Origin of the sequence: Streptomyces sp. NPDC001513 (genome assembly GCF_042894695.1) — a bacterium.
In the GTDB taxonomy this organism is placed as follows: domain Bacteria; phylum Actinomycetota; class Actinomycetes; order Streptomycetales; family Streptomycetaceae; genus Streptomyces.
Genome location: NZ_JBIAVU010000004.1, coordinates 144,039 through 167,177, shown reverse-complemented (window position 1 = coordinate 167,177; position 23,139 = coordinate 144,039). Strand labels below are relative to the sequence as shown.

Sequence of the window (23,139 nt, the reverse complement as noted above, 5' to 3'; positions counted from 1 at the left end):
GGGCGCCCCGTACGGTTCCTCAGCTGCGGTGGAACACGACTTCCGGGTCGGTCGCCGTCGGACCGTCCAGGCGCGGCGCCGGCATCCCGCGCAGGTGCAGGTCGAAGAAGTCGCCGACGTACGCCCGCGTGATCTGCTGGGAGCGGGTGCCCGAGAGGGGCGTCTCCGGGTGCGGGTACCCGGCCTGATCGCCGAGCACCGGCCAGTCGGTGAAGGCGGGATGTCCCGCTCCCGTGACGGTCAGCCAGCGCTTCCAGCCGTCCAGCCGGGGCCAGTTGTCCTCCCAGGAGGTGTCCGGGAAGTCGGGCGGCAGCAGGGCGGGGTCACCGGCGAGCATCAGGAACGGGCGTCCGCCGAGACCGGCTTGGGGGATCGGGGTGAAGAAGGTGCCGTCCATGTTCACCCCGGCGTCCACGCGCGGATCCGCGGCCATCGTGGCCGAGGCGGCCGCGCCGCCGATGGAGTGACCGGCCATGCCGATGTGCCGGGAGTCGATCAGCCAGGAGTACCGCCACGCGGGGCGCGGGCCGGTGAGCCGGTCCAGGACGAAGGAGACGTCCTTGGCGCGGCCGTCGGAGACCCGCTGCAGGGAGTGGTCGGGGAAGACCTGCTCGCACGCCGTGCAGGAGAGGAGCCGTCCGCCGGGGAAGACGGTGCCGTCCGACTCGTAGGCGTGGTCCACCGCGGCCACGACGTAACCCCGGCCGGCGAGTTCCTCGGCCAGGGTGCTCAGTGAGGCGCGCGGCAGGGTGAAGCCGGGGGAGAGCACGATCAGCGGGTAGCGGTGCGCCGAGGGCCGGGGCAGTGCGTCCGATCGGGAGTGCGTCCGCGTCGCCGCGACCTGCTCGGGCGTGACGTACCGGCCCAGCTCTCCCCGGTCGGTCAGCAGCGCCTTGGCCTCGGGAACCGCCATGTAGGGAGCGGGAGTTCCGGTGCGTGCGAGGGCCGGGTAGTACAGCGACAGCAGCAACTCCCGGTCGGCCGTGGGCACCCAGGGGTCCTTGCGCTCCCGGTCCACGAGGTGGAGGGTGTCGCGGCCCACCGATAAGGCCCCGGTGGGCCGCGGGAGTTCGAGTCTGGAGGCGCCCGCCGGGGCGGTCGCGGCCGCCGCGGGCGTCGCGAGCGTGCCGGGCGCGGCGAGGGCCAGACCGGCCGCCACCGCCGTCAGTACGCGGATGATCTTCTTCATGCCCGCATCCTACGACACTTTAGGCAAGGCTTACCTAACTTTGTCGAGGCTTGCTGTTCAGCGAGCCGAAGAAGGTGCGGACGTCGAGGACGAACGCCTGCGGCTGCTCCAGGGACAGGAAATTGCCGCCGCGCTCCAGTTCGGTCCAGTGGGTGACGTGGTGGTCCCGCTCGGCGAAGCGGCGGATGGCGATGTCCGTGTGCAGGGCGACGGCCACACCGGTCGGGACGGTGCCGCGCGGCTTCGGCGCCCAGGCGCTCGGGTCGTGGCCCGACTCGTAGTACAGGTGCGCGGAGGAGCCGGCCGTGCCGGTGAACCAGTAGACGCTGACGTTGGTCAGCAGCCGGTCCCGCCCGACGGCGTCCTCGGGGAGCTCGGCGGCGGGGTCCGTCCACTCCTTGAACTTCTCGGTGATCCAGGCAAGTTGGCCGACGGGCGAGTCGTGCAGTCCGTAGGCGAGGGTCTGCGGGCGGGTGGACTGGATGGCGTTGAAGCCCATCTTGTCCTGCTGGAACTCCTCCAGCCGGGCCAGCCGCTCCTGCTCGGAAGTGGTCAGGCCGTCGAGTTCGGCGGGATCCCCGGAAGGGAAGGTGATCAGGCCGTTGACGTGAACGCCGACGATCCGGTCGGGTGCCTGCCGTCCCATCTCGGCGGCGATCCAGGCGCCACCGCCCGTTCCCTGGACGCCGTAGGAGCCGTATCCCAGCCGATCCATGAGCGCGACGAACGCGCCGGCGATGCGGCCGGTGTTCCAGCCCGCCTCGCCGAGCGGGCCGGAGAAGCCCGTGCCGGGCGTCGACGTCACGATGACGTGGAAGTCCTCCGTCAGCGGCCGGATGACATCGGCGAACTGAACGAAGGAGCAGGGCCAGTCGTGCAGCAGGAGCAGCGGCACGGCTTCCGGGCGCTGCGAACGGACGTGCAGGAAGTGGATGTTCTGGCCGTCGATCTCGGTGGTGAACTGGGGGAACTCGTTGAGCTCCGCCTCCGCCTTGCGCCAGTCGAAACCGTCGGCCCAGTACGCGGCCAGGGCCTTGAGGTAGTCGGTGGGCACACCCCGGCTCCAGCCGGCGCCGGGGATCTCGCTGCCCCAGCGGGTGCGGGCCAGCCGGTCGCGCAGGTCGTCGAGCTCGTCCTGCGGGACGTCGATGCGGAAGGGGCGGATCAGGGCGTCGGTGCTGCCGTTGCTCTCCATGAGAAGGACAGTATTCTCGATATAGGCACGATGCCTTCCTAATTATTCAACAGACTGGCCCTCATGCTCGACACCTCCGCACGGTTGCTGCGCCTGCTCTCCCTGCTGCAGACCCCGAGGGCCTGGCCCGGATCCGAACTGGCCGAGCGGCTCGGAGTGAGCGGCCGTACCGTCCGCAACGACATCGAGCGGCTGCGCGAGCTCGGCTATCCCGTGGACGCCACGCGCGGAAGCACCGGCGGCTACCGGCTGGGCGCCGGCGCGGCCATGCCCCCGCTGCTCCTCGACGACGAGGAGGCCGTGGCCGTGACGATCGCGCTCCGCACCGCCACGCAGGGGGCCGTTCCCGGCACCGAGGAGACCTCGCTGAGGGCGCTGGCCAAGCTGGAGCAGGTACTGCCCTCCCGGCTGCGCCGCCGGGTGCGGACCCTCATGGCGTTCACCGTGGCCGTGCCGGCGGACCGCCCGGTCCCGGAAGTGTCCGCCGACGTGCTGACCACCCTGGTGTCCGCCTGTCGTGACCGGGAACGACTGCGCTTCGACTACCTGGACCACGCGGGCTCGGCCACCCGCCGCAACGTGGAGCCGTACCGGGCGGTCAACTGGGGGCGGCGCTGGTACCTGGTGGCGTGGGACGTCGACCGCGCGGACTGGCGGACCTACCGGATCGACCGGATCCGGCCCCGCACCCCGACCGGACCGCGCTTCCCCCCGCGCGAACCACCCGGCGGTGACATCGCGGAATACGTCGCCGGGCGGGTGTCGGGCGCGGCCTGGCGCTACCGGGCACGGGTGACCGTACACGCCCCGGCGGCCGCGGTGGCCGAGCGGATCAACCCCGCCGTCGGCACGGTCGAGGCGCTCGACGCCGACACCTGCGTTCTGATCACCGGCGCCGACACGGTGCAGACCCTCGCCGTCCACCTGGGCATGCTCGACTTCGACTTCGATGTCACCGAGCCCGCGGAGCTGGTCACCCACCTCCGCCGGCTCGCGGACCGCTACGGCCGCTCGACGGGCGAGGTGCCGCCCGGCTGACGAGGGTCGCCGGCGGCCGTGACAAATGTAATGGGTTGTCAAGGTGCTTCTGCATCTGAAGGTTGATGCCTGGTTCGTCCTGGCGGAGGAGGCCGCACCACGGGTACGGGGCGAAGAATCGAGGTGTCCCGGATCGCCGGGCCCCACCGGGCCGCAGGGCCTCACCGGGCCACCGACGAGGAGCTGCCGTGCCCCACACCCGTCCTGCCCACCGCCCCGCCGCGGCCCCCGTGCCGCGACTGCGCCGCATCGCCTCCGTCACCGCCGTCGCCATGGCCCTGCTGGCGGGCCTCGCGCCGGCCGCCCACGCGGCGGGCGAGGACTCCCCGGCCGCTCATGCCGAGGCGGCGCGCCGGCACCCCGACCGCGCCGAGCTGCAGCGGAGGCTGAACGCGATCCACGAGGCGGGCATCTACGGCGCCTACTCCGCGGTCCGCGACGGCCGCGCCCGCTTCGACGGCGCCGCCGGCCTCGCCGACGTCTCCGCCGGGACACCGGCCCGCCCCGACCTCCGGCACCGCGTCGGCAGCGTCACCAAGACCTTCACCGCCGTCGCCGTACTCCAGCAGTCGGCGAAGGGCCGGGTGGGCCTGGACCGGCCGGTCGGCGACTACGTGCCCGGGCTCCTGCCCGGCGAGCGCGGCCGCAAGGTGACCGTCCGCATGCTCCTCAACCACACCAGCGGAATCGACGACTACATCGCCGACGCCTTCCCCTCCCTGCAACAGGGCACCACCGACAGCCTGGACGACAACCGGTTCCGCACGGTGCGACCCGCCGAGCTGATCGGGTACGGGGTGGCCCGGCCACAGCTGTTCGAACCCGGCACCGCCTGGGCCTACTCCAACACCAACTACCTGCTGCTGGGCGAGGTGCTCCGCAAGGTGACGGGACAGGACCCGGAGCGGCTGATCACCCAGGACGTCATCCGGCGCGTGGGCCTGCGGGACACCTACTTCCCCGGCACCGACCCGCACATCCGCGGCCCCCATGCGCGCATGTACGAGAGCTTCTTCGGGCTCATCGACCCGCCGCGCGACTACAGCGTCTACAACATGACCTGGGCCGGCACCGCGGGAGCCCTCGTCGCCACCCCGCAGGACCTCAACACCTTCTACCGCGCCCTGCTGAGCGGCAACCTGCTGCCGCGCCGCCAGCTGGACGAGATGCGCACCACGATCGAGGTCAAGGACGAAACGGGAGCCGTCGCCCTGCGCTACGGCCTCGGCATCTACTCCCTGGACACGCCCTGCGGGCCCGCCTGGGGTCATGACGGGGGCGTCTGGGGCGCCGGCACGTGGGCACTGTCGAGTCCGGACGGCGCACGGCAGTTCGCCATCGGGTTCAACCTGATGAAGTACCAGCGCCTCACCGAGGACGGCACGGCCACCGTCCCGCACCCGGCCGACGCCGCTTTGAACGACTACAAGGACCGGTCCCTCTGCGGCGCCACCGCGCCGCACGCATCCGGCCCGGCCGCCAAGAACCGTCCTGCCGAGGGCCCGGCCACGGACAGCCCGGACCCGGCCGCACCCCGCGCACTGCCCCAGGTCGACGCGATGCCGCCCCGCCTGTGGGCGAGCACCGGCCGCTGAGCCGACGCGGCTGCGGTTCTCTGTGTGACGCAGAAACTGCGCCACATGGAGAACTGCGCCGGGACGGGAACGTGCCTACGCTGGGAGAGGATCCCTCGGTCCGTACCTCCGTGCGTCCGTGCACGACTACCCAGGACGATCGATGCCCATGAAGCGCCAGACAGGGTTGCGCTCAACCAACGGAATCCCCGCCATCCCCGCCATCGCCACCGTGGCCGCGATGGCCGCCGCGTGCCTGATGCCCGGGTACACCGCCACCGCCACTGCGGGCGGCACCCCGGACGACGGTTCCTGCGCGACCTCGCTGTCGGACAGCTTCTGGCGCGCCCCCGTGGACCGGCTGCCCGTGCACCCGAGCTCCGCCCAGTACGTCTCCTCGATCGGTTCCACCGAGTCCCTGCACCCGGACTTCGGGTCGGGGCTCACGGAAGGCGAGCCCTTCGGCATCCCGATCACCGTCTCGGACACGAACCTGCCGGAAACGAAGGTGACCCTGGACGTCGCCGAGGAAAGCGATACGTCCGGGTACCGGATCCCGCCGAACGCCAAGATCGAGAACGGTCCGGCAAGCAGTGGGGACCGCCACGTGGTCGTCTGGGACCGCGCCCTGTGCAAGTCCTACGAACTCTGGAACGCGCGGCAGGAAGGGGACAACGCCTGGCACGCCGGATCGGGCGCGGTCTTCGACCTGCGGTCCCACCAGCTGCGGCCCGACGGGTGGACCTCGGCCGATGCCGCCGGCCTCGCCATCCTCCCCGGGCTCGTGCGCTACGACGAGGCGGCAGCCGGGCGGATCGACCACGCGATCCGCATCACCGTGCCGCGCTCGGACCAGAGCTACATCTGGCCCGCACGACACCAGGCGGGCGTCGCGGCGGACCCGTCGCTGCCTCCCATGGGACTGCGGCTGCGGCTCAAGAGTTCGGCGGACACCTCACAACTGGCCCCACAGGCCAAGGCCGTGGCCGAAGCGCTCAAGAAGTACGGGGCCATCGTCGCGGACAACGGCTCGGCCTGGTACATCACCGGTGAGGAAAACGCCGGTTGGGACAACGCGCAGCTCGACACGCTGAAGGGCTTCAAGGGATCGGACTTCGAGGCGGTCGACACCTCCGGACTCCAGCAGTCACCGGACTCGGGCGCAGTCGCGCCGAAGTGATCCCCGAAACTGATCTCCGAAGCTGCTCCCCGCACCCGTGGGGCGAGCCCGGCAGGGTGGGGGAGGCAGGTCTCAGCGTTCGGCGAGCTCCGAGGGGGCTTCCTGGACGACCCAGCCGTTCCCGTCGGGGTCGTTGAAGGTGAGGAAGGAGTTCCAGGTCCCGCCTTTGCCGTCCTCCCAGCCCGTCGCGCCGAGGTGGGAGACGGGGGATACGTCCACCCCCCGGTCCGTCAGGTCCCTGTGGGCCGCTTCGATGTCGACGACGCACAGCTGAAGGCCGTGGAGCGTGCCGGGCGCCATCGTCCGGGTACCGGGCGCCGCCGGCATGCCTTCGAGCATGGCGATCGAGCAGCGGGAGCCGGGCGGCGTCATCTGGATGATGCGCACTCCGGGCGCGACTTCGTCGTCGAGGTCGACCTTGAAGCCGACCTTCTCGGTATAGAAGGCCTTCGCGCGATCCATGTCGCTGACGGGGACGGGGACCACTTCGAGCGTCCAGTCCATGCGTGTCTCCTCGGGGTGTCCGGTCGTGAGTGCCGAGCTGCTTCCACGGTCGCCCACGCGGGCACGCTCGGGCACGTCGAAACGCCCGTAAGCCTCCGAGTGCTTGCACAGCGACGTGGAGAGCATCACTCCGAGCCTCCTGACCAAAGGGTTCGGCCAGAGCGCGGTACCGGTACGGACCTGAGGGTTCAGCCGTGGCCGCCCTCGACGCGATGGACGAGTGCGGCGATGCGGGTGGCGAGCTCGGGCCACAACCCCTGCGGAAGGTGGTGGCCCATGCCCTCCAGGATCACCAGCTCGGCCCCCGGAACGGCGGCAGCCGTGGCGCGCCCGCCACTGACATCGCACACGATGTCGCAGTCGCCGTGCATCACCAATGTGGGCACCCGCAGCGACCGCAGCCGTTCGGTGCGGTCACCCGTCGCCACGACCGCGAGGCCCTGACGCTGCATGCCCAGGGCGTCGTACCCGCGGTCGAAGACCCGTCCGGCCCGCTCGGCCGCAATGACCTCGTCGAACGCGAACCCCGGTGAGGCGGCGAGGCGCAGGGCCCGCACCTGCCAGTCGACGAATGCCTCCCGGTCCGCGGGCGGTCCTCCGAGCTCGGCGAACACGGAGAAATCGGCTTCGCCCACGCCGGGTTCACCCGTCGTGGACATCATCGACGTCAGCGAGCGCACCCGTTCCGGATGCTCGATCGCAGCCATCTGGGCGATCATCGCGCCCATCGAGGAGCCGACGAGGTGCGCGGCGTCGAGTCCCAGCGCGTCGAGCAGGCCGACGGCGTCGGCCGCCAGGTCGGAGAGCGTGTAGGAGGCCGTCGAGAGGTCCCCGGCCAGGGCCGCCGCGAAATCCGGCACGGGTGCGTCGGGGAAGTGCGTCGACTGCCCGGCGTCGCGCGTGTCGAACCGGATCACGTGCAAGCCGCGGTCGACCAGGGCCTGACAGAACCCCTCCGGCCAATTGATCATCTGCGCGCCGGCCCCCATGATCAGCAGGACCGGCGGCGCCCCGGGTGGCCCGAAACGCTCGTAGGCGACCTCGATTCCGGACGGGCCGACCTTCCGCGCTTTCAGTTCTGGCATGACCAAACGCTAGCCGCCCCCTCACCCACCATCAGCCGCCCGAGCGGCAGCGGCCCGGCCTCGGTGCCCGGCTTCCGGGCCCGTCCCACAACCGCCGGGCCGACGTTCTGATGATGTGCACGGATGGCCTGCGCCGTGTCCTGGTGCATTGGAGGGAACTCCCTTCCCAAGCCCGAGCCGTGATGTCCGAGCCGACGTCCCCTGTGCTGATCTTTGTCCGTCACATCCGGCACACACCGAGGGCCCCCGCCACGGGGTCCTGCCCGCCTTGAGCCGTGAAAGGTGCATGTTCGTGATTCGAGGAACAAACAGGCCGAACCAGGGGAAGCGGCGGCTGCGCGCGCTCTCCGCGCTGGGCGCCGTCGGGATCGTCGCAGGCCTCGCCTCCGGCCTGCCGGCGTCACCGGCGGGTGCGGTTCCTGCCCGTGCGGCGGCTGTCGCCCAGCAGGGCCCCGCTGCGAATTCCGTTGCGTGCGACGGGAAGGTCTACGTCTCGTTCGGCGACCCGGACCAGCTCTACACGGCCGAGCGAGGGCCCGGGACGGTCCAGTTCACGCCGCTGGGGGACCCGACGCCGTTCCTCTACAACGCCATCGGCGTGAACCCGCGCGATCGCTTCCTCTACGGGACCACGTTCGGCGGTACGGAGAACGAACTGGTCCGCTTCGACCGCAACGGAAACTTCACCAACCTCGGTGCCATCGCCGGTCTGCCGTCCGCCCTGTACATCTCGGGAACGTTCGACGGGCAGGGCAACTACTACGTCCTGGCCGACGACTCCGGGGAGATCTATCAGATCGACGTCAACTCCCGCTCGGTCACGCGTGTCATCGACGTCCCGGACCTTGCCGTCCCGGAACTCGACGTCTTCGACATCGCGTTCCGCGACGGATTCCTGTGGGGCTCGACCGACGCGGGCGCCATCACGCGGATCGACATCGCCAACGCACGCGTGGACTTCTTCCCGGGTGTTCTTCCGGGAGGTGAGGACTTCGGCGGCGTCTTCACGTACGGCAACGGCGATCTCGGATTCTTCCGCAACTCGGGACAGCTCATCCGCGTACACGTGAACAACGCGACCGGCTACAACCCGCGGTTCACCGTGCTGTCGACGCAGACCACGACCCCGGCGACGAACCTCGACGCCACCTCCTGCTTCCTCGACTCGTCCGCCGACCTGGCGGTGCGCAAGCACGGCCCCAAGAGCGTCGAGGCGGGCGCCGAGGTCACCTACCGCATCACCGTGAAGAACGAGGGGAAGAAGGGCGCCTCCTCCGGCTGGTCGCTGACCGACGACCTCCCGGCGAAGATCCTTTCGCCCACCACGCCGACCGAGGGCTGCGAGATCACCAACGGCTTCCTCTCCTGCACGGGCGGACCGCTGCAGAAGGGCCGCCACGTGGAGATCGAGGTGACGGGAACCGCGGGCAACGTGCTGGAGCCCACCACCCTGAAGAACACCGCCAAGGTGTTCGGCGACGACGCGGACCCGCGCAAGACCAACAACACGGCCACGGCGTCCACCCACGTCAAGCCGGGGGACAACCAGTAGGGCGCAGCACGGAAACGGCCTCCGGCGCCGCCCCGCCGGAGGCCGCCCCGCCCGCCGGACTCCGACATGCCCTGCCCGCTCGCCCGGACAGGGACGGCCCAGAAATCACTTCGTCCGTGCAAGTCTCGGTCGGTACGATCGCGGGGATCGTTCACTGCCGGGAGCCCACGAGATCGGTTCGGGTGTGCCCCCGGCAACTCCCGGGCTGAGAGCAGGTTTGGCTAATGGCGTGTCGTATCAGTGAGCTCGTGCTCGGTTGCAGCGACCCGGAGGCGCTGGCACGGTTCTGGTGCGAGGTCCTGGACTTCGTCGTGCTGGATCGCGGGGACGAGGGTTATGTGGAGATCGGGCCGCGCGAAGGCTTCGGTGGTCCGCAGCCGACGATCATCCTCAGTCGCAGGGACGAGCCGGAGCCGGGGAAAGCCCGGCTGCACATCGACGTCAACGCCACCGACCGCGATCAGGACGCCGAACTCGAACGCCTGCTGAAGCTCGGCGCGCGCCCGGCCGACATCGGCCAGACGGGCCAGGAGCAGTGGCATGTCCTGGCCGACCCCGAAGGCAACGAGTTCTGCCTGCTCAAGGCCCGTCTCAATCCCCTCTGACCCGTGACAGGTGCGGGCAGGGCGGCCTCGGCCACGCCGTGGCGAGCACCCCCGTGGTTCGCCACGGCGTGTGCGAGGCCGTCCTGAACGGGTCAGTCGGTGCGGGGCGGTGAGGCCGGTCTGGGGGTGCCGGTGGGGTGGAAGTGCGTGATGCGGTGTGCGGGGACGATGGTGGGGAGGAGGAAGCTCCACAGATCGGTGACGCGCGTGTGCAGGTCTTCGCGGCGGGTGCGGACGTGTGAGGTGACCTGGATGCCGGTGAAGGCTCCGACGAGGAGGGTGGCGAGGGCCCGGACGTCGAGCGTGGGGTGTATGTCGCCCTGTTCCTGAGCCGGTGTCAGGCAGCTGCGGCAGGTGGCGATCCAGGCGTCGTACGGGGTGGGGTCGGGGGTCGTGAACGCGCCGAACTCGATGACCAGACGGATGCCCGCGCGGATGCGGACGTTGGTCCGCAGGCCGTGCGCCATCAGGTGGCTGAGGTCGATGACGGTCTGCAGGCCGGGGTTCTCGACGCCGGGGACGTGTTCGGAGATCTGGAAGTGTTCGTCCATCAGGGAGCGCGCGAGGGCTTCCTTGGACTGGAAGTGGAAGTACAGGGCGCCCTTGGTGACTCCGGCGTACTTGACGACGTCGCTGAGGCTGGTGCCGTCGTACCCGCTGAGGTCGAAGGCCGTGGCCGCGCCGTCGAGGATGGCTTGGCGGGTGATCTCGGCCCGCTCCTGTCTTGCCCTCGTCACGTCCTCGCCCCCAGGTCGCCGTCGTCGAGCGGTGTTCGCCGTGGTGTGGTGTGCCGCCAATGTAGTCCGGCCTCCCGAAAGAAAACCAGTCGACAGGTACGTGTTTCGCGGGGCGGGGGAGCGGTTCGGGAAGGTGTGGGGTTTTTGCGTAACGACATTGTCCGGATGGCCAGTTGACGCCCCTGCCGGCCGGGGGTGTGGCTGTCCGGGTGCGAGGTCCCGGAGGCGGAGACCGCCGGGCCCCGTAGGCTCGGTGCCGTGGATGATCGGATTCAGAGGATCGTGACCGCGTTGCCCGACCTGCCGAAGGTCACCGACGTGTGGGCGCTGGCTGACGGACGTGTGGCCCAGGGAGACCCCGCCTTCTGCGCCGACCTCGGCATCGCTCTCGCCGAGGCGTACGCCTCCGGACAGGTGTGGCAGTACAGGAGCGTCTTCGACCACCTTCTTCGCCTGCTCGCCACCACTCCGGGCCCCGAGAACGCCGCCCAGGCGCTGCGGCTGGTCTCCGCGAAGGCGGTCACCAGCAGGAAGCTGGACCGTCTCACGGCCTCCTTGCTCGCCTCCGGCCAGGAGGCCGGCGCTCTCGCCGCCGCGTTCACCGGACCCGCCTCGGAGGAGCTGCGGGCCTGCCTGGTCCACGAACTGGTGCTGAGGGGCGTCGCCGTGGCGGAGACGCCCGGTGTCGCCGGCTGGGCCACGTCCCCGCACTGGAGGCACCACCCGCTGGGCCGGCTGCCCCTGAAGCTGTCCGACGTGGAAGGTGTTCCCGACCTGCCCCGCTACGGGCCGCGCGGCAGAGTCACTCGATACCGTTCGGACCGTCGGAGAGCCGCGCCCTGGTGAAGGCCGCCGGCGCTCACGTCCCCTCGGCCGAGGAGGCGACGACGGAAGCCTCGGCCACCGCCATGGCCCGGGCGGTCGCGAACTGGGCCGAAGAGTCCAACGGACGCATCGAGGCCCGGGTCTTCGATCTCACGGCCCCGCTGGACCCCGTGTTCCTCCCGAACACGCTCCTGGCGCTGGGGCTGGAGTGCCTGCGCGGAGCGGGCGGCAAGGCGGCTCTGTCGGTCTCCGTCCTTGCGCCGGACCAGGCATGGGCCGTGCTCTTCGCCGCGGCGTCGACGGGCGGGGCGTACAACTCCGGTTCCTTCGGCGCCTACGGCCGCCTCGCGGCGTGGCAGTCCCTGGCCGCGCTGGCGGGCTGCCCGGAAGACGCCGCCGTCGGCGAGGTCGAAGCACGCGTACGGGACTGCGTCTGGCACGGGTTCGACGCCGGCACGAAGTGGTTCGAGCAAGTGGCCTGGGACATCGGCCTGGCCGCCCTGGCCCCGGACCGCCGGCGCCTGGCCGTGCTGGCTGCCACGGACACCGACTGACGTCCGGGGGCGAGTCCGCATGCTTAGCATGCGGATCATGAGTGATCTTGGTGAGGGACTGCGCGGGTTCCGGCTCGCCGTGGAGCAGGGTGAGCTGGACGACCTCCATGAGCGGCTGGGCCGGGTGCGCTGGCCGGACGAGCTGCCCGGCGTGGGGCGGGCGTACGGGATCCCGCGCGATCGGGTGCGCGAACTCGTCGCCCACTGGCGCGACGGCTACGACTGGCGGGCGGCGGAGGCACGGCTGAACGAGTGGCCGCAGTTCACCACGGTCATCGACGGGGCGCAGGTGCACTTCGCGCACCTCCGCTCGCCCGAGCCGGACGCGACGCCCTTGCTGATGACCCACGGCTGGCCGGGATCGTTCGTCGAATTCCAGCGGGTGGCGGGCCCGTTGACCGATCCACGGGCGCACGGCGGGGATCCGTCCGACGCCTTCCACCTGGTGCTGCCGAGCATCCCCGGCTTCGGGCTCTCCGGGCCCACGACCGAGGTGGGCTGGGAGTTCAAACGGGTCGCGCGGGCCTTCGGCGTGCTGATGGAGCGGCTGGGGTACGGGTCCTACGGGGTGCAGGGCGGCGACTGGGGAGCCGCGATCTCGCGGGAGCTCGGGCGGATCCTGCCGGACCGCGTGATCGGGGTGCACCTGAACCTGCTGCCCGGTGGCGGCGCCACCGCCGCGCCCCGGCCCGAGGAACTGGCCGCGCTGCCCGCCGCCGAGCGGGAGCGGACACTGGCCTCCTGGGAGCGGTACCGGACCTGGGCACGCGATCGGCAGGGCTACGCCGACATCCAGGCGACCCGGCCGCAGACCCTCGCGTACGGGCTGAACGATTCACCGGTCGGGCTGCTCGCCTGGATCGCCGAGAAGTTCGACGAGTGGAGCGATCCCGGGTGCCCGGTGGACCGGGACCAGCTGCTGACCAACGTCATGCTGTACTGGCTCACCGGTACGGTCGGCAGCGCGGCCCGGATCTACTACGAGCGGGCACACGCCGACTACGCCGGGCAAACGCCCGAGGTGTCGCACACCCCGACCGCACTGGCCGACTTCCCCCGGGACAACTTCATCCCCCTGCGGCACATCGCCGCGCGCACCGACACCATCGTGCGCTGGACCTCGTACGACAGGGGCGGCCACTTCCCCGCGATGGAGGTCCCCGACCTGCTGGTGGGTGACGTACGAGCCTTCTTCCGTCAACTCCGCGGCGACGCGGACGTGGCCGGTTCGTTCAGAGCCGGGTGGCGGTGATGCGGTCCACGGCGTCCAGGGCGGCCGGCCAGGGGAAGTGGGCCGGGGAGTCGGGGCCGGCCGGACCGGGGACGAAGCCGTTCTCGCCGTAGAGCAGTTCGACACCGGCGCCGCGCAGGGTGGCCAGGGAGGTGTCGAACTGGGGGTGGGCGGCCAGCGCGGCGTTGGTGCAGGGCATGGCGACCGTGGGGGTGTGCTTGCCGAGGGCTTCGGCCGCGACGCCGACGACGAAGCGGTCGGTCAGGCCCAGGGCCCAGGCGTTGACGGTGTTGAAGGTGGCCGGGGCGAAGAGGAGGGCGTCGGCCGTCGGCCATACGTCGGCCTCGCCCGGGAATTTGTACTGCCAGCGCACCGGGTGGCCGGTGAGCGCGGCGAGTCCGTCGAGGCTTTCCGAGACCCAGTGCGCGGCGGTGGGGGTGAGCCCCAGGCAGACGTCCCAGCCGCGGGTCTGGGCGTCTTCGACGACGTGGGCGACGTCGAAGACGGGCGGGGCGGCTGAGCAGAGCAAGTACAGGGTCTTCGTGGTCATGGGGCCAATATGATCATATTGCTTGACCTCAAGTAAGGTTGAGGCAGCACGATGAAGCCCATGGACATCGAAACGGACATCGAAACGGGCATGGGCATGGACGAGGGCACGGGCGTCGAGCGGGCGGCCGAGGCCGCTGCCGTCAAGGCCATCGAAGAGGTCGTCGCCACGGTCGAGCGCACGCAGCGGGCCAAGGACGCCGAGGGGTTCCTGGCCCTGTTCCATCCGGACGCGCTGTGGACGACGGCGCACGGCAAGGTCCTCATCGGGTTCGAGGACATCGCCGCGTTCACGCGGGCCGTGTTGCCGGCGGCGAGTTGGGACGGGGAGGTCACCTACGAGGTGGTCCACATCCAGTTCCTGCGGCCGGACGTCGCGGCGGTGAAGGTGCGTCAGGTCTACCGCGAGGCCGGCGGCGGCGGCAGCGAGGGCGCTCCGCTGTACGTGATGACCCGCGAGGGCGACGGCCCCTGGCTGCTGACCGCCTGCCAGAACACACAGGTGGCGGCGGATCCGGCCTGAGGGTCGGCTCGAAGCCGATCAGCTTCGCCCACGTGGAGGTCACGACGATCCGGACCGTGTGACGGGACGGACTCAGGCCGGAGGAGTTCACGGCCGCCCGGGACACGCAGGTCGCCGCGGCGCGCGCGGCGGGGGAGCGGGACGCGGCGAAGCGCATCGCGGCCCTGCGCAAGCCCACGGCAGCGCCTGCCCTTCCGGTATTGGTGATGCCGGTACCCGCATGCCAGGTGATCGGGCCGGCGATTTAGGGTCATGACCATGATCGTGACAAATCAGTTCAGTGATGCGTTCCTCCTGGAGGCCGAACGGCATGCGGCCTGGGGCGCCGCGCAACTCGAAGCCCTGACCGCGTACATGCCGGAAGGTCCCTGGACGGCGGACCTTGAGGCCTGTCTCTACCGGCAGGGCGGTCTTGAGCTGCGGATCGCCGTGCTGGGCACGTACGACCTGCGGGAGCAGTCCTGGATGTGGGGCTGGGCCAACCCGGGACTCCGTGGCAGCGAAGTGGTGGCGCTGACCGGTGCGATCGAGCGCTACGGACGCAACCACGGGATCGCCGAGTTCACCGAGGGGACCCTGGACCTGTCCGGTTTCGAGGATCCGCGGCGGGCGGCGGAGACCCTGGCCTTCGCGGGCATGGGTGTGGCCGAGGCGCCCGGCTACCTGGGCCTCCCGGCGGGACCGGACAGCCTGGTCTACTTCCTGCCGGACGACCCGCAGGTTCCGAGGGCCGGCCTCGACGCGGTCGCGCTGCCGCGGGAACTCGTGACCGGGGCGGGCCTGATCGGCCGTTCGGCCCGGCGGATGGTCACCGGCTACCTGGAGTACCACGGCCTGCCCCTCAGGGAGGACGGGGACAAGATCCTCACCGATCTGCCCGGTGGCAGTGCGGCGGAGATCGAGTTCGACCACGCGGGCCGCATCGCCGCGGTGCGCCTGACCGCCGTCTGACCCCGGTCGCCGCAGCTCAAGGCCCGGCGACGAGGTGGGGCGTACGGGGACGGAGGCGGGCGGCGAGTACGGCGACGTCGTCTTCGGCGTGTTGCGCGTCGAGTCCGGTGCAGACGGCGCGCACCACATCCGCGACTCCGGCCCCGGCGGTCATGCGGAGCGCCGCGAGCCGGGCCAGGGAGGTGTCGATGTCCTCGCCGCGCCGTTCCACCAGGCCGTCCGTGTACAGGAGGATCGTCTGGTCGGGTGTGAGCGGCAGGGCGACGGCCTCGTACCCGCCGACGCCCGTGCCCAGCGGAGGGCCGACGGGAACCTCCAGCAGCCTGCCCGGGCCGTCGCCGCTGAAGACGGCGGGCGGCAGATGCCCGGCGCTCGCGTAGACGGCCGTACCGCGGGCGGGATCGACGCGGACGATCAGGCAGGTCGCCGGGCGGCGGCTGTCGTCCGCCGCGGACAGCGCGTCCAGCTGGCGGAGCACGCGGTGCGGGGCGAGATCGGTGGAGGCGACGTCGCGCAGGAGGGAGCGGTACGCGTTCATGTCGACGGCGGCCTCCAGGCCGTGGCCCATGACGTCTCCGACCACCAGCAGGGTCCGGCCGAAGTGCAGCCGCACGGTCTCGAACCAGTCGCCGCCGACGAGCGCGCGGGCCCCGACCGGCAGGTAGCGGCTGGCGACCTCCAGGTTCGGGTGCGGCCGACCCGGTTCGGCCACCAACGCGCGCTGGAGATCGAGTGCGACCTTCTCGGTCGACGCCAGGCGCCGTGCGTGTCCGATGTGCATGCAGGCGAGCCGGGCCGCGAAGTGCAGCGTCGCCGTCTCGTGGTCGCTGAAGCCGCCGTGCGCCCGGGCCGCGAGGAGCCTTCCGTAGAGCTCGCCGCGGCCGAGCAGCGGCACGGACAGGACGTGCACGGCCCCCTCCGCGCCACGGCCGGTGTACGCGTGCACGGGATGTCCCTCGTCCAGCACCCGGACGTCGGGGGTGATCTCGGTGGCGGGGCCGTCCAGGAGTTCCGTCGCGCCGGCCGTGGCCACCCGTTCGGTCCTGCCGCCGCGGGCGGTCAGGTCCACGGCCGCGGCGTCGCACAGGGTCCGGAACACGAATCCGGCGAGCTCCCGCCAGGTCTCCCGCTCGTCGAAGGACGTGCCGACCTGCGCGAGAGCCTCTTCCATCGCGCGCAGGCGTGCCTCCAGGCCATCCGATTCCGGCACGACACCTCCATAACCCCTGGTCCGCCCCAGGGAACCCGATGAGGAAGGCATTCCATCAGCCCCATCCGTTCCGGTGACGAACGTCGGGCGTGGCCTTGCCCCGATCGAGGCCACTCCAACCTGTCTGGGGGTGCCGGCGCGCACCGTGCGCGGAAGGGCCCCGGTCAGTGCCTTTCATCAGCCCAGCGTATTGCCTGACCTCGGGCAAGGAGGGTGACGGCGTCGCGATCGACGTCCGAATCGCCGGGCAGCCGGGATACGCGGGCGGCGACCGGGTGCGCGTGGGACCTGCGGCGCGATCACGCCCCGTCCGGCGCGATCGTACGCGCGACGATCGGAGCGGTCCGCGCCGGAGACGGGCTCAGGTCCCCGGACCCGGCCGTGGTGGCGCACCGGCAGGCGGCGCAGTCGGGCGCCGAGACCAGCGCTCGCTGCCGCCGGACGTGGCGGGCGCGCAGTACGGCGTACAGCGCGGCGGTGGCGACACCGGCGGCGCACCAGGCGCCGAGGATCACGGCGATCGTGGTGAGGACGGCCACGGGTACTCCTCGGGTGGGAGTCGGCGGGGGCGGCGGCAGTGGAGACGGCCGCCGGCGGAGGCATGAGGGCCGGGGGCACCTGCTTCGACCACGGCCGCCGGACGGAGGGGTGAACCCGCCACGCCGCACGCCGCGTTGCTCCGACCGCTGGTGCCGAAGTGCGCACGCGCGCCGAGCAACGCCGATACAGCCGATACATCTGCGACGAGGGTCACCATGAACCGCCTTCGGGCAACGGTCGAGAGCGGCGCAGCCGTTGTGACTGCGGGCGCCATGCCCCGGGGAGCGTCACTCGGCAGCGGAGGGGTGAAGCGAGTCGGGCCGTGTGCTGCTCACCGTGAAGGAGAAGTACCCCGAGGGCGTGGACTTCACGCTGCCAACTGCCCTACGAGAGGGGAGTATCGGGGTGTCCCCCTACCGCCGGGGCCGTGTCAGCAGCACTGCCAGGTGAAGCGGGCCTCCTGGAAGCGGCCCGCCTCCAGGTCGGCCGGGCGTATCAGCCAGTACAGGGTGCCGACGTCGCCCCACATCATGTCCGCCTCGTGATCGGTGTCGATCTGCGCGAGGAGCACCCACCCGGCGGCCTCGTCGGCCAGGCGGGGGTCCTGCCAGGAGGTGCCGGGGCCGAGCTGGGCGCCGGCGATCTCCCACTCCACCGCCCCCTGCACGGGCACGGCGTGGCCGCCGAGCCGGTGCCGGGCGGCCCTGGGATCGGGGTCGAGGGCTCCGAGGGCGTGGGAGAAGGGCCTGGCGTTGACCGGGTGGCCGCGCCAGTCGCGCGTGCCGACGACCTCGCCGAAGGCCGCTCGCACGCTCGGGGCGTCGTCCGCGGGGACGGTGAGCCCCGCCTGTGCGGTGAGCGGCACCTCGGGGTACGGGGGCAGCCCGTCGGGGGCGGGGTGCGGGTGGGTGGCGGTGCCGGCCGGGACGTACACCACCTGGGCGCCCTGCCGGGTCTCGGGATCCGCCGGGTCGACGAGGGGGTCCTCGTCGTCGAGGCGCCCGTCGAAGAGGAAGAAGAGGAGGGTCCCGGAGGCGGGCAGGGAGAGGCCGGCGTCGCCGGCCGCCGCGAGGGCAGCGCAGTCGAGGGACGCGATGTGCGAGAGCGGGCCGTTCCCCTCCCACACCGGCCACGGGGTGCCGGCGGGCAGCTCCGGAAGCCCTCCGAGCCGCCCCGCCGACGGTCCGTCACCCGCGTGCACCAGGCGCAGACCCGGGGCGAGCATGCCGAGCCAACGCGCGGCGTCGTCGGGGGAGAGGAGGCGGTGGGCGAGCTCGTGCAGGGCTTCGGCGGGAGCGTGCGTCATGGATCGATCATGCACGAGAGCACTGACATCCCGCCCGGGAAGTTCGGACATCCGCCGGCACCGGGCGCGGCCCTGCCGGACCCGCTCGCACCCGTGCCGGCCGGCGCCTCGCCCGTCCGGCTCAGCAGGTGCGATTGACGTAGTGGGCGTTGCTCACCTTGCTGCGCGATCCGAGCCACGTCTTGCCGGGGCCCACGCACTTCTCGTAGTTGGGCCCGAAGACCTCGACCTCGATGACGACCCGGGAGCCGTCGTTCGTGCAGTGGTTGTAGAAGGAATCGGAGCCGGTGGCGAAGTATCCGCAGGGATCGGCGGTCGCGGGCGTGGCGGTGACCAGCCCGCCCGCGAACATCAGTCCGACGGACAGCAGGGCGGTGACGAGGCGACGAGAGCGCACGGAAACTCCTCGGAATTCGGTTACTGACAACAATGCGATCACCCTAGGTGCCACCCACCTGGCCGAATCGATTCAGCGGTGACCCGACGCACCGATCGTGTGAAGCCGGAACCGGCTGCGTCCACTCGGCGGTAGGCGCGCCGACGCATCGCATTACGCGGGCGTCGGCATGGAACGATCTCCGCATGACAGAGAGCTCGAGCCCCTACATCGCCTCGCCGAGGGTCACCGTGCTGGCGGTGCAGCCCGGAGATCCGCCCTTCCGGATCGTGGAGATCGACGGGGAGATGGTCCGTATGGCGGAGTCCATGACCGACGTGATCCTGGCTGCCGCGGCCGCGGGAATCACCATCCACGACCTCGACGATCCGGACGTGGTCCACTGGGTGGGCGGCGGGAAACTGACCTGGCGGCTGCACTAGGGGGTGTCTTGTCGACCGGGCCGGTTCACGTGGCCCGGCCGTAGCGGACCTCTGTGCTCCAGATCCGCTCCAGACGTACGAAGGTGCCAGGGCGTGGAGCGTGCCAGATCCTGTCCTGGCCCGCGTAGATGCCCACGTGGCCCATGGTCGCGCCGCGGGGGAAGAAGACCAGGTCACCGGTCACGCGGTCGGACTTGGGGATGTGGCGGGTGTGCTCGTACTGCTGCTCGGCGGTGCGCGGAAGGCGTTTGCCGGCCTTCTTGAAGGCGTAGAGGGTCAGTCCCGAGCAGTCGAAGCGTTTGGGCCCGGTGGCGCCGTAGGCGTACGGCGAGCCCTGTTTGGAGGCGGCCACCTCCACGGCTCTGACGCCGTAGGGGGCGGCCGCGTGGGCCGGCTCCGCGTAGCCGGTCAGTGCGACGGCGGCGAGCAGCAGTATGGAGAAGGCGGCGCGCGCTCTGGGGCAACAGCCCGTGAGGAGAGAGCCCTTGGGGGCCTTTCGGAAGTCGGTCCTGAAGCAGGACAATCGTGATACCTCCGCAATCGGTTGGCAGGCGGCAGTTCGGTTCAGATCAGCGGTCCGGTCCCGTTCTCGGTGCAATGCGTCGTGGCTTGGCTCTGACGGCGGACCAGTTTTCTCCGAGGGAATGCGCTCGACGTCGTCGGACACGGCGTGAATTGTCCCGAATTTCCATTCGATTCGAGATAATATTTATGCATGACTTCCGTCCGCGGTTCCAAACCCCGCCGATGTCCGGGGCTTTCGGAACCGGCCCGCCAACTCCCCGGCGCATACGGCTGAACCGCGCCGCCACCAGGCATCGGGCCGCTGCGGAACGGGCACTGAGCACGGGTGACCTCGACCGAACTGCTTCCGGCGCCGCCGCCCCGCGCCGCCGCCCGCCGGGCCCTGCTCGCCGGTTCGGCAGGCAATCTCGTCGAGTGGTACGAGTTCGGCGTCTACGGCTGCTTCGCCACCGTCATCGCGGCCAACTTCTTCACCCCGCCCACGGGCGCGGGAACGGGCCCAGGAGCCGGATCCGGGAGCGGTGTCGAGGCGCTGGTCGCCACGTACGCCTCCTTCGCGCTCGCCTTCTTCTTCCGCCCGGTCGGCGCGCTCCTCTTCGGCCGTCTCGGCGACCGTCTCGGCCGCCGTCCCACCCTCGTCCTCGTCGTCGGCCTCATGACGCTCGCCACCACCCTGATCGGACTTCTCCCCACCCGGGACGCCATCGGCCCGGCCGCCCCCTGGCTCCTCACGTTCCTGCGCGTCCTGCAAGGACTCTCCGCGGGCGGGGAGTTCGGCGGCGCGGTGTCCCTGATGGCGGAGTGCGCGCCACCGGGCCGGCGGGGCCTCTACGGTGCGTGGCAGTCCTTCACCGTCGCCCTCGGCCTGCTGGCCGGCGCCGGCACGGCCGCCGCCCTGGCGACGGTCCTGCCCGCCACGGCGCTGTACGCCTGGGGGTGGCGGATCCCCTTCCTGCTGGCCCTGCCGCTCGGGTTGGTCGCGCTGTGGCTGCGTACGGCCCTGGAGGAACCGCCCGGGGCGCCGCCCCCGGCCAAGGCCGCGTACGGGGACCGCGGCGGCCAACTGCCGCCCGGCGGCGGGGTGCAGGCCCGCGCCGTCGTCCTCGGCATCGGGCGGATCATGGGCTGGTCGGCGGCCGGGTACACCTTCCTCGTCGTCCTGCCGTCCTACCTCCAGTCCACCCTGGGAACCTCCTTCCGGAACGCCCTCCTGACCACCACCCTCGTCAACCTCGGGTTCGCCGCCTCGATCCTGCCCGCCGGGCTGCTCAGCGACCGCTACGGGCGACGCCCGGTCATGCTCGGCGGCGCGCTCGGGATCGCCGTACTCGCCTTCCCCCTCCTGCACTTGCTCCAGTCCCCGGACGCCTCCCCGCCGGCCCGGGCCGCGGCCGTGCTGACGGCGGGCGCGCTCGTCGGACTGCTGGCCGGACCGGGGCCGGCCATGCTGGCCGAGATGTTCCCGCGACGTGTGCGCTGCACCGGCCTCGGGCTCGCCTACGCCCTCGCCAACGCGGTGTTCTCCGGCTGTGCGGGGCTCGTCATCACCACCTTGACCGCCAGGACAGGAGACACCGCCATCCCCGCCTACTACGCCGCCGGCGCCTGCGCCATCAGCTCCCTCGCACTGCTGACCCTGCGCGGCAACGACCACCGGGAGCCCCTGCGATGAGAGTGGTCGGCCTGATGTCGGGGACCTCGTACGACGCCGTCGACGCCGCGGCCTGCGACCTGGAGGTCCCGGCCGGGGGTGACGCGCTGCACCTCACCCCGCTGGGCATGGTGAGCGAGCCGTACCCGGCCGGGCTGCGGAACGCGCTCGCGGCGGCCCTGCCGCCCTCCGCCACCACGCTCGCCGACGTGTGCCGCCTCGACACGCACATCGGGCAGGCCTTCGGGCGGCTCGCCGTCCGGGCCGACCGCGAACTGTGCGACGGGCGCGCCGAGTTGATCGCCTCGCACGGCCAGACCGTGTACCACTGGGCGGCGGACGGACGCGTCCACGGCACCCTCCAGCTCGGCGAACCGGCCTGGATCGCCGAGGCCACCGGCCGCCCCGTCGTCTCCGGCTTCCGGCCGCGGGACGTCGCCGCCGGCGGCCAGGGCGCGCCGCTGGTGAGCCTGATCGACCTGATGCTGCTGCGCGGCCGGCCCGGTGTCCCGGCCGCCCTGAACATCGGGGGCATCTCCAACGTCACCGTGGCGCCGCGCCACGGCGACCCCGTCGCATTCGACACGGGCCCGGGCAACGCGCTGATCGACGCGGCGGTGCGCGGGCTGACCGGCGGGCGGCTCGCCTACGACGAGGACGGCGCGCTCGCCGCCGCCGGACGGGTGCACGAGGCCCTGCTGGAACGGCTGCTCGCGGAGCCGTACTACCGGTTGCCCGCACCGCGCACCACGGGCAAGGAACTGTTCCACGAGGGCTACCTGCGCGCGCGACTGACCGGCTTCGGGCAGCTCCCGCCGCAGGACGTGGTCGCCACGCTCACGCGCCTCACCGCCCGGACCGTCGCCGACGCGCTGCGGCCGCTGGGCGCCACCGAGGTCTTCGCCTCGGGCGGCGGCGTGCGCAACCCGACGCTGACGGGAATGCTCCGCGCCGAGCTGGGCCGCACGGCGCTGCGCACGTCGGAGGAGCTCGGACTGCCGGCCGCGGCGAAGGAGGCGTACGCGTTCGCCGTGCTCGGGTACCTCACCCTGCACGGCCTTCCGGGCAACGCCCCCGGATGCACCGGAGCCGACGGCCCCCGCCTCCTCGGTTCGATCACCCCGGGCAGCCGCCCGCTCCGGCTGCCCGCGGAGCCGGCCACCGCCCCCCGTTCCCTGACCGTACGGGCCGCCCCGGTGCCGCGCCGACACCAGTGTTAGCGTGCGGTCATGCGCGCTCCCATCGGGCCCTTCGACAATGCGGTGCCGGCTCCCGACTGCCTGGCGGACCTCGTCCCGCCCGTGGCCGAAGCCGTACGGGGCTGGGCCGGGCACGTCCCCGCCGAGCAGATCCTGTACGTGGACACCGACCCCGCCATCGCCGACACCGCCGCCTTCGTCGCGCACTACGGGCAGGAGCTGCTCGGCCGGTCCGCGAACTGCGTGGTGGTCGCCGCCAAGCGCGGTGGCGCGACCACCCTCGCGGCCTGCCTCGTGCCCTCCGCCGGCCGGGCCGACGTGAACGGAGCCGTCCGGCGTCACCTGGGCGCGCGCAAGGTGTCCTTCGCGCCGATGGAGACGGCCGTGGAGCTGACGGGCATGGAGTACGGCGGCATCACGCCGCTGGGTCTGCCGGACGGCTGGCCGCTCCTGGTGGACCCCGCCGTCGCCGACATGCCGTACGTACTCGTCGGCAGCGGACGCCGTCGCGGCAAACTCATCGCGCCCGGAAGGCTGTTCGCGGAACTCCCCGGCGCCGAACTCGTCGAGGGCCTCGCACCCTGACCCTCCCGTGAT

General features: G+C 71.7%; 24 protein-coding genes and 1 pseudogene. 14 read left to right on the top strand and 11 right to left on the bottom strand.

Annotation, left to right across the window (positions count from 1 at the left end):
• Positions 1-19: 19 nt before the first annotated feature.
• Entirely contained in the window at positions 20-1,189 is a 1,170-nt protein-coding gene (locus tag ACFYZ4_RS10045; RefSeq protein WP_390783536.1) for an alpha/beta hydrolase family protein, read from the bottom strand.
• 34 nt (positions 1,190-1,223) lie between these two features.
• Entirely contained in the window at positions 1,224-2,384 is a 1,161-nt protein-coding gene (locus ACFYZ4_RS10040; protein ID WP_390783535.1) for an epoxide hydrolase family protein, read from the bottom strand.
• Between the two features lie 63 nt (positions 2,385-2,447).
• Here ACFYZ4_RS10040 and ACFYZ4_RS10035 point away from each other — a divergent pair, with 63 nt between their 5' ends.
• From ACFYZ4_RS10035 to ACFYZ4_RS10025, 3 genes are all read left to right on the top strand, one after another.
• Positions 2,448-3,422 carry a helix-turn-helix transcriptional regulator gene (locus ACFYZ4_RS10035; protein ID WP_390783534.1) on the top strand — a complete coding sequence of 325 codons (975 nt, stop codon included), beginning with the start codon at positions 2,448-2,450 and terminating at the stop codon, positions 3,420-3,422.
• A 272-nt stretch (positions 3,423-3,694) separates the two neighbouring features.
• The gene (locus tag ACFYZ4_RS10030; protein ID WP_390783814.1) at positions 3,695-5,017 is read left to right on the top strand and encodes a serine hydrolase domain-containing protein; all 1,323 of its coding nucleotides are present in this window, start codon (positions 3,695-3,697) and stop codon (positions 5,015-5,017) included.
• Positions 5,018-5,165: 148 nt separating this feature from the next.
• A complete protein-coding gene (locus ACFYZ4_RS10025) occupies positions 5,166-6,176 on the top strand; it encodes a hypothetical protein (RefSeq protein ID WP_390783533.1) in 1,011 nt (336 codons plus the stop codon).
• Between the two features lie 72 nt (positions 6,177-6,248).
• Here the strand turns inward: ACFYZ4_RS10025 and ACFYZ4_RS10020 are convergent, their stop codons facing one another.
• Together ACFYZ4_RS10020 and ACFYZ4_RS10015 are read right to left on the bottom strand one after the other, a co-directional pair.
• Complete coding sequence (locus ACFYZ4_RS10020; RefSeq protein WP_351295123.1) at positions 6,249-6,680, bottom strand: VOC family protein; 432 nt, start codon at positions 6,678-6,680, stop codon at positions 6,249-6,251.
• A gap of 188 nt (positions 6,681-6,868) precedes the next feature.
• The gene (locus tag ACFYZ4_RS10015; RefSeq protein ID WP_390783532.1) at positions 6,869-7,765 is read right to left on the bottom strand and encodes an alpha/beta fold hydrolase; all 897 of its coding nucleotides are present in this window, start codon (positions 7,763-7,765) and stop codon (positions 6,869-6,871) included.
• A 292-nt stretch (positions 7,766-8,057) separates the two neighbouring features.
• On the opposite strand from ACFYZ4_RS10015, the gene ACFYZ4_RS10010 reads away from it, so the two are divergent.
• Complete coding sequence (locus ACFYZ4_RS10010) at positions 8,058-9,317, top strand: DUF6923 family protein (protein ID WP_390783531.1); 1,260 nt, start codon at positions 8,058-8,060, stop codon at positions 9,315-9,317.
• A 224-nt stretch (positions 9,318-9,541) separates the two neighbouring features.
• Positions 9,542-9,922 (top strand): VOC family protein, encoded by a 381-nt coding sequence (locus ACFYZ4_RS10005; RefSeq protein ID WP_351295128.1) that lies wholly within the window; start codon positions 9,542-9,544, stop codon positions 9,920-9,922.
• Between the two features lie 92 nt (positions 9,923-10,014).
• Here the strand turns inward: ACFYZ4_RS10005 and ACFYZ4_RS10000 are convergent, their stop codons facing one another.
• On the bottom strand, positions 10,015-10,659 hold the full coding sequence (locus tag ACFYZ4_RS10000) for a ScbR family autoregulator-binding transcription factor (protein WP_351295131.1): 645 nt from the start codon (positions 10,657-10,659) through the stop codon (positions 10,015-10,017).
• A 195-nt stretch (positions 10,660-10,854) separates the two neighbouring features.
• Between ACFYZ4_RS10000 and ACFYZ4_RS09995 the strand changes: the two are divergent.
• Both ACFYZ4_RS09995 and ACFYZ4_RS09990 read left to right on the top strand, forming a co-directional pair.
• A pseudogene (locus ACFYZ4_RS09995) lies at positions 10,855-12,038 on the top strand (DUF6183 family protein).
• Positions 12,039-12,075: 37 nt separating this feature from the next.
• Positions 12,076-13,290 (top strand): epoxide hydrolase family protein, encoded by a 1,215-nt coding sequence (locus ACFYZ4_RS09990; protein ID WP_390783530.1) that lies wholly within the window; start codon positions 12,076-12,078, stop codon positions 13,288-13,290.
• Here the strand turns inward: ACFYZ4_RS09990 and ACFYZ4_RS09985 are convergent.
• On the bottom strand, positions 13,271-13,819 hold the full coding sequence (locus ACFYZ4_RS09985; protein WP_351295140.1) for a flavoprotein: 549 nt from the start codon (positions 13,817-13,819) through the stop codon (positions 13,271-13,273). The genes ACFYZ4_RS09990 and ACFYZ4_RS09985 overlap by 20 nt on opposite strands.
• A gap of 90 nt (positions 13,820-13,909) precedes the next feature.
• On the opposite strand from ACFYZ4_RS09985, the gene ACFYZ4_RS09980 reads away from it, so the two are divergent.
• On the top strand, positions 13,910-14,341 hold the full coding sequence (locus tag ACFYZ4_RS09980) for an SgcJ/EcaC family oxidoreductase (RefSeq protein WP_390783813.1): 432 nt from the start codon (positions 13,910-13,912) through the stop codon (positions 14,339-14,341).
• Positions 14,342-14,599: 258 nt separating this feature from the next.
• Positions 14,600-15,292, top strand: coding sequence for a DUF6882 domain-containing protein (locus ACFYZ4_RS09975; RefSeq protein ID WP_390783529.1), 693 nt, complete (start codon positions 14,600-14,602; stop codon positions 15,290-15,292).
• A gap of 16 nt (positions 15,293-15,308) precedes the next feature.
• Here the strand turns inward: ACFYZ4_RS09975 and ACFYZ4_RS09970 are convergent, their stop codons facing one another.
• The 3 genes from ACFYZ4_RS09970 to ACFYZ4_RS09960 all read right to left on the bottom strand — a co-directional run bounded on the left by ACFYZ4_RS09970 (position 15,309) and on the right by ACFYZ4_RS09960 (position 18,348).
• Positions 15,309-16,502, bottom strand: coding sequence for a PP2C family protein-serine/threonine phosphatase (locus ACFYZ4_RS09970; RefSeq protein ID WP_390783528.1), 1,194 nt, complete (start codon positions 16,500-16,502; stop codon positions 15,309-15,311).
• Between the two features lie 299 nt (positions 16,503-16,801).
• A complete protein-coding gene (locus tag ACFYZ4_RS09965; RefSeq protein ID WP_390783527.1) occupies positions 16,802-17,041 on the bottom strand; it encodes a hypothetical protein in 240 nt (79 codons plus the stop codon).
• 431 nt (positions 17,042-17,472) lie between these two features.
• On the bottom strand, positions 17,473-18,348 hold the full coding sequence (locus tag ACFYZ4_RS09960; RefSeq protein ID WP_351295151.1) for a YwqG family protein: 876 nt from the start codon (positions 18,346-18,348) through the stop codon (positions 17,473-17,475).
• A 9-nt stretch (positions 18,349-18,357) separates the two neighbouring features.
• On the opposite strand from ACFYZ4_RS09960, the gene ACFYZ4_RS09955 reads away from it, so the two are divergent.
• Positions 18,358-18,486, top strand: coding sequence for a hypothetical protein (locus ACFYZ4_RS09955; protein WP_351295153.1), 129 nt, complete (start codon positions 18,358-18,360; stop codon positions 18,484-18,486).
• Here ACFYZ4_RS09955 and ACFYZ4_RS09950 read toward each other — a convergent pair.
• A complete protein-coding gene (locus ACFYZ4_RS09950; RefSeq protein ID WP_351295156.1) occupies positions 18,470-18,745 on the bottom strand; it encodes a DUF6355 family natural product biosynthesis protein in 276 nt (91 codons plus the stop codon). The two genes, ACFYZ4_RS09955 and ACFYZ4_RS09950, sit on opposite strands and share 17 nt — an antisense overlap.
• A gap of 185 nt (positions 18,746-18,930) precedes the next feature.
• Here ACFYZ4_RS09950 and ACFYZ4_RS09945 point away from each other — a divergent pair, with 185 nt between their 5' ends.
• Positions 18,931-19,167, top strand: a complete 237-nt coding sequence (locus tag ACFYZ4_RS09945; protein WP_351295159.1) for a hypothetical protein — start codon at positions 18,931-18,933, stop codon at positions 19,165-19,167.
• Positions 19,168-19,192: 25 nt separating this feature from the next.
• Here ACFYZ4_RS09945 and ACFYZ4_RS09940 read toward each other — a convergent pair whose 3' ends face one another.
• Positions 19,193-19,603 (bottom strand): C40 family peptidase, encoded by a 411-nt coding sequence (locus ACFYZ4_RS09940; protein WP_351295203.1) that lies wholly within the window; start codon positions 19,601-19,603, stop codon positions 19,193-19,195.
• A gap of 414 nt (positions 19,604-20,017) precedes the next feature.
• On the opposite strand from ACFYZ4_RS09940, the gene ACFYZ4_RS09935 reads away from it, so the two are divergent.
• The 3 genes from ACFYZ4_RS09935 to ACFYZ4_RS09925 are packed head-to-tail and all read left to right on the top strand — an operon-like array spanning position 20,018 to position 23,127.
• Positions 20,018-21,364, top strand: a complete 1,347-nt coding sequence (locus tag ACFYZ4_RS09935; RefSeq protein WP_390783526.1) for an MFS transporter — start codon at positions 20,018-20,020, stop codon at positions 21,362-21,364.
• Positions 21,361-22,563 carry an anhydro-N-acetylmuramic acid kinase gene (locus tag ACFYZ4_RS09930; RefSeq protein ID WP_351295165.1) on the top strand — a complete coding sequence of 401 codons (1,203 nt, stop codon included), beginning with the start codon at positions 21,361-21,363 and terminating at the stop codon, positions 22,561-22,563. Before ACFYZ4_RS09935 ends, ACFYZ4_RS09930 begins: the two co-directional genes overlap by 4 nt.
• A 9-nt stretch (positions 22,564-22,572) precedes the next feature.
• Positions 22,573-23,127, top strand: a complete 555-nt coding sequence (locus tag ACFYZ4_RS09925; protein WP_384342897.1) for a YbaK/EbsC family protein — start codon at positions 22,573-22,575, stop codon at positions 23,125-23,127.
• Positions 23,128-23,139 lie beyond the last annotated feature (12 nt).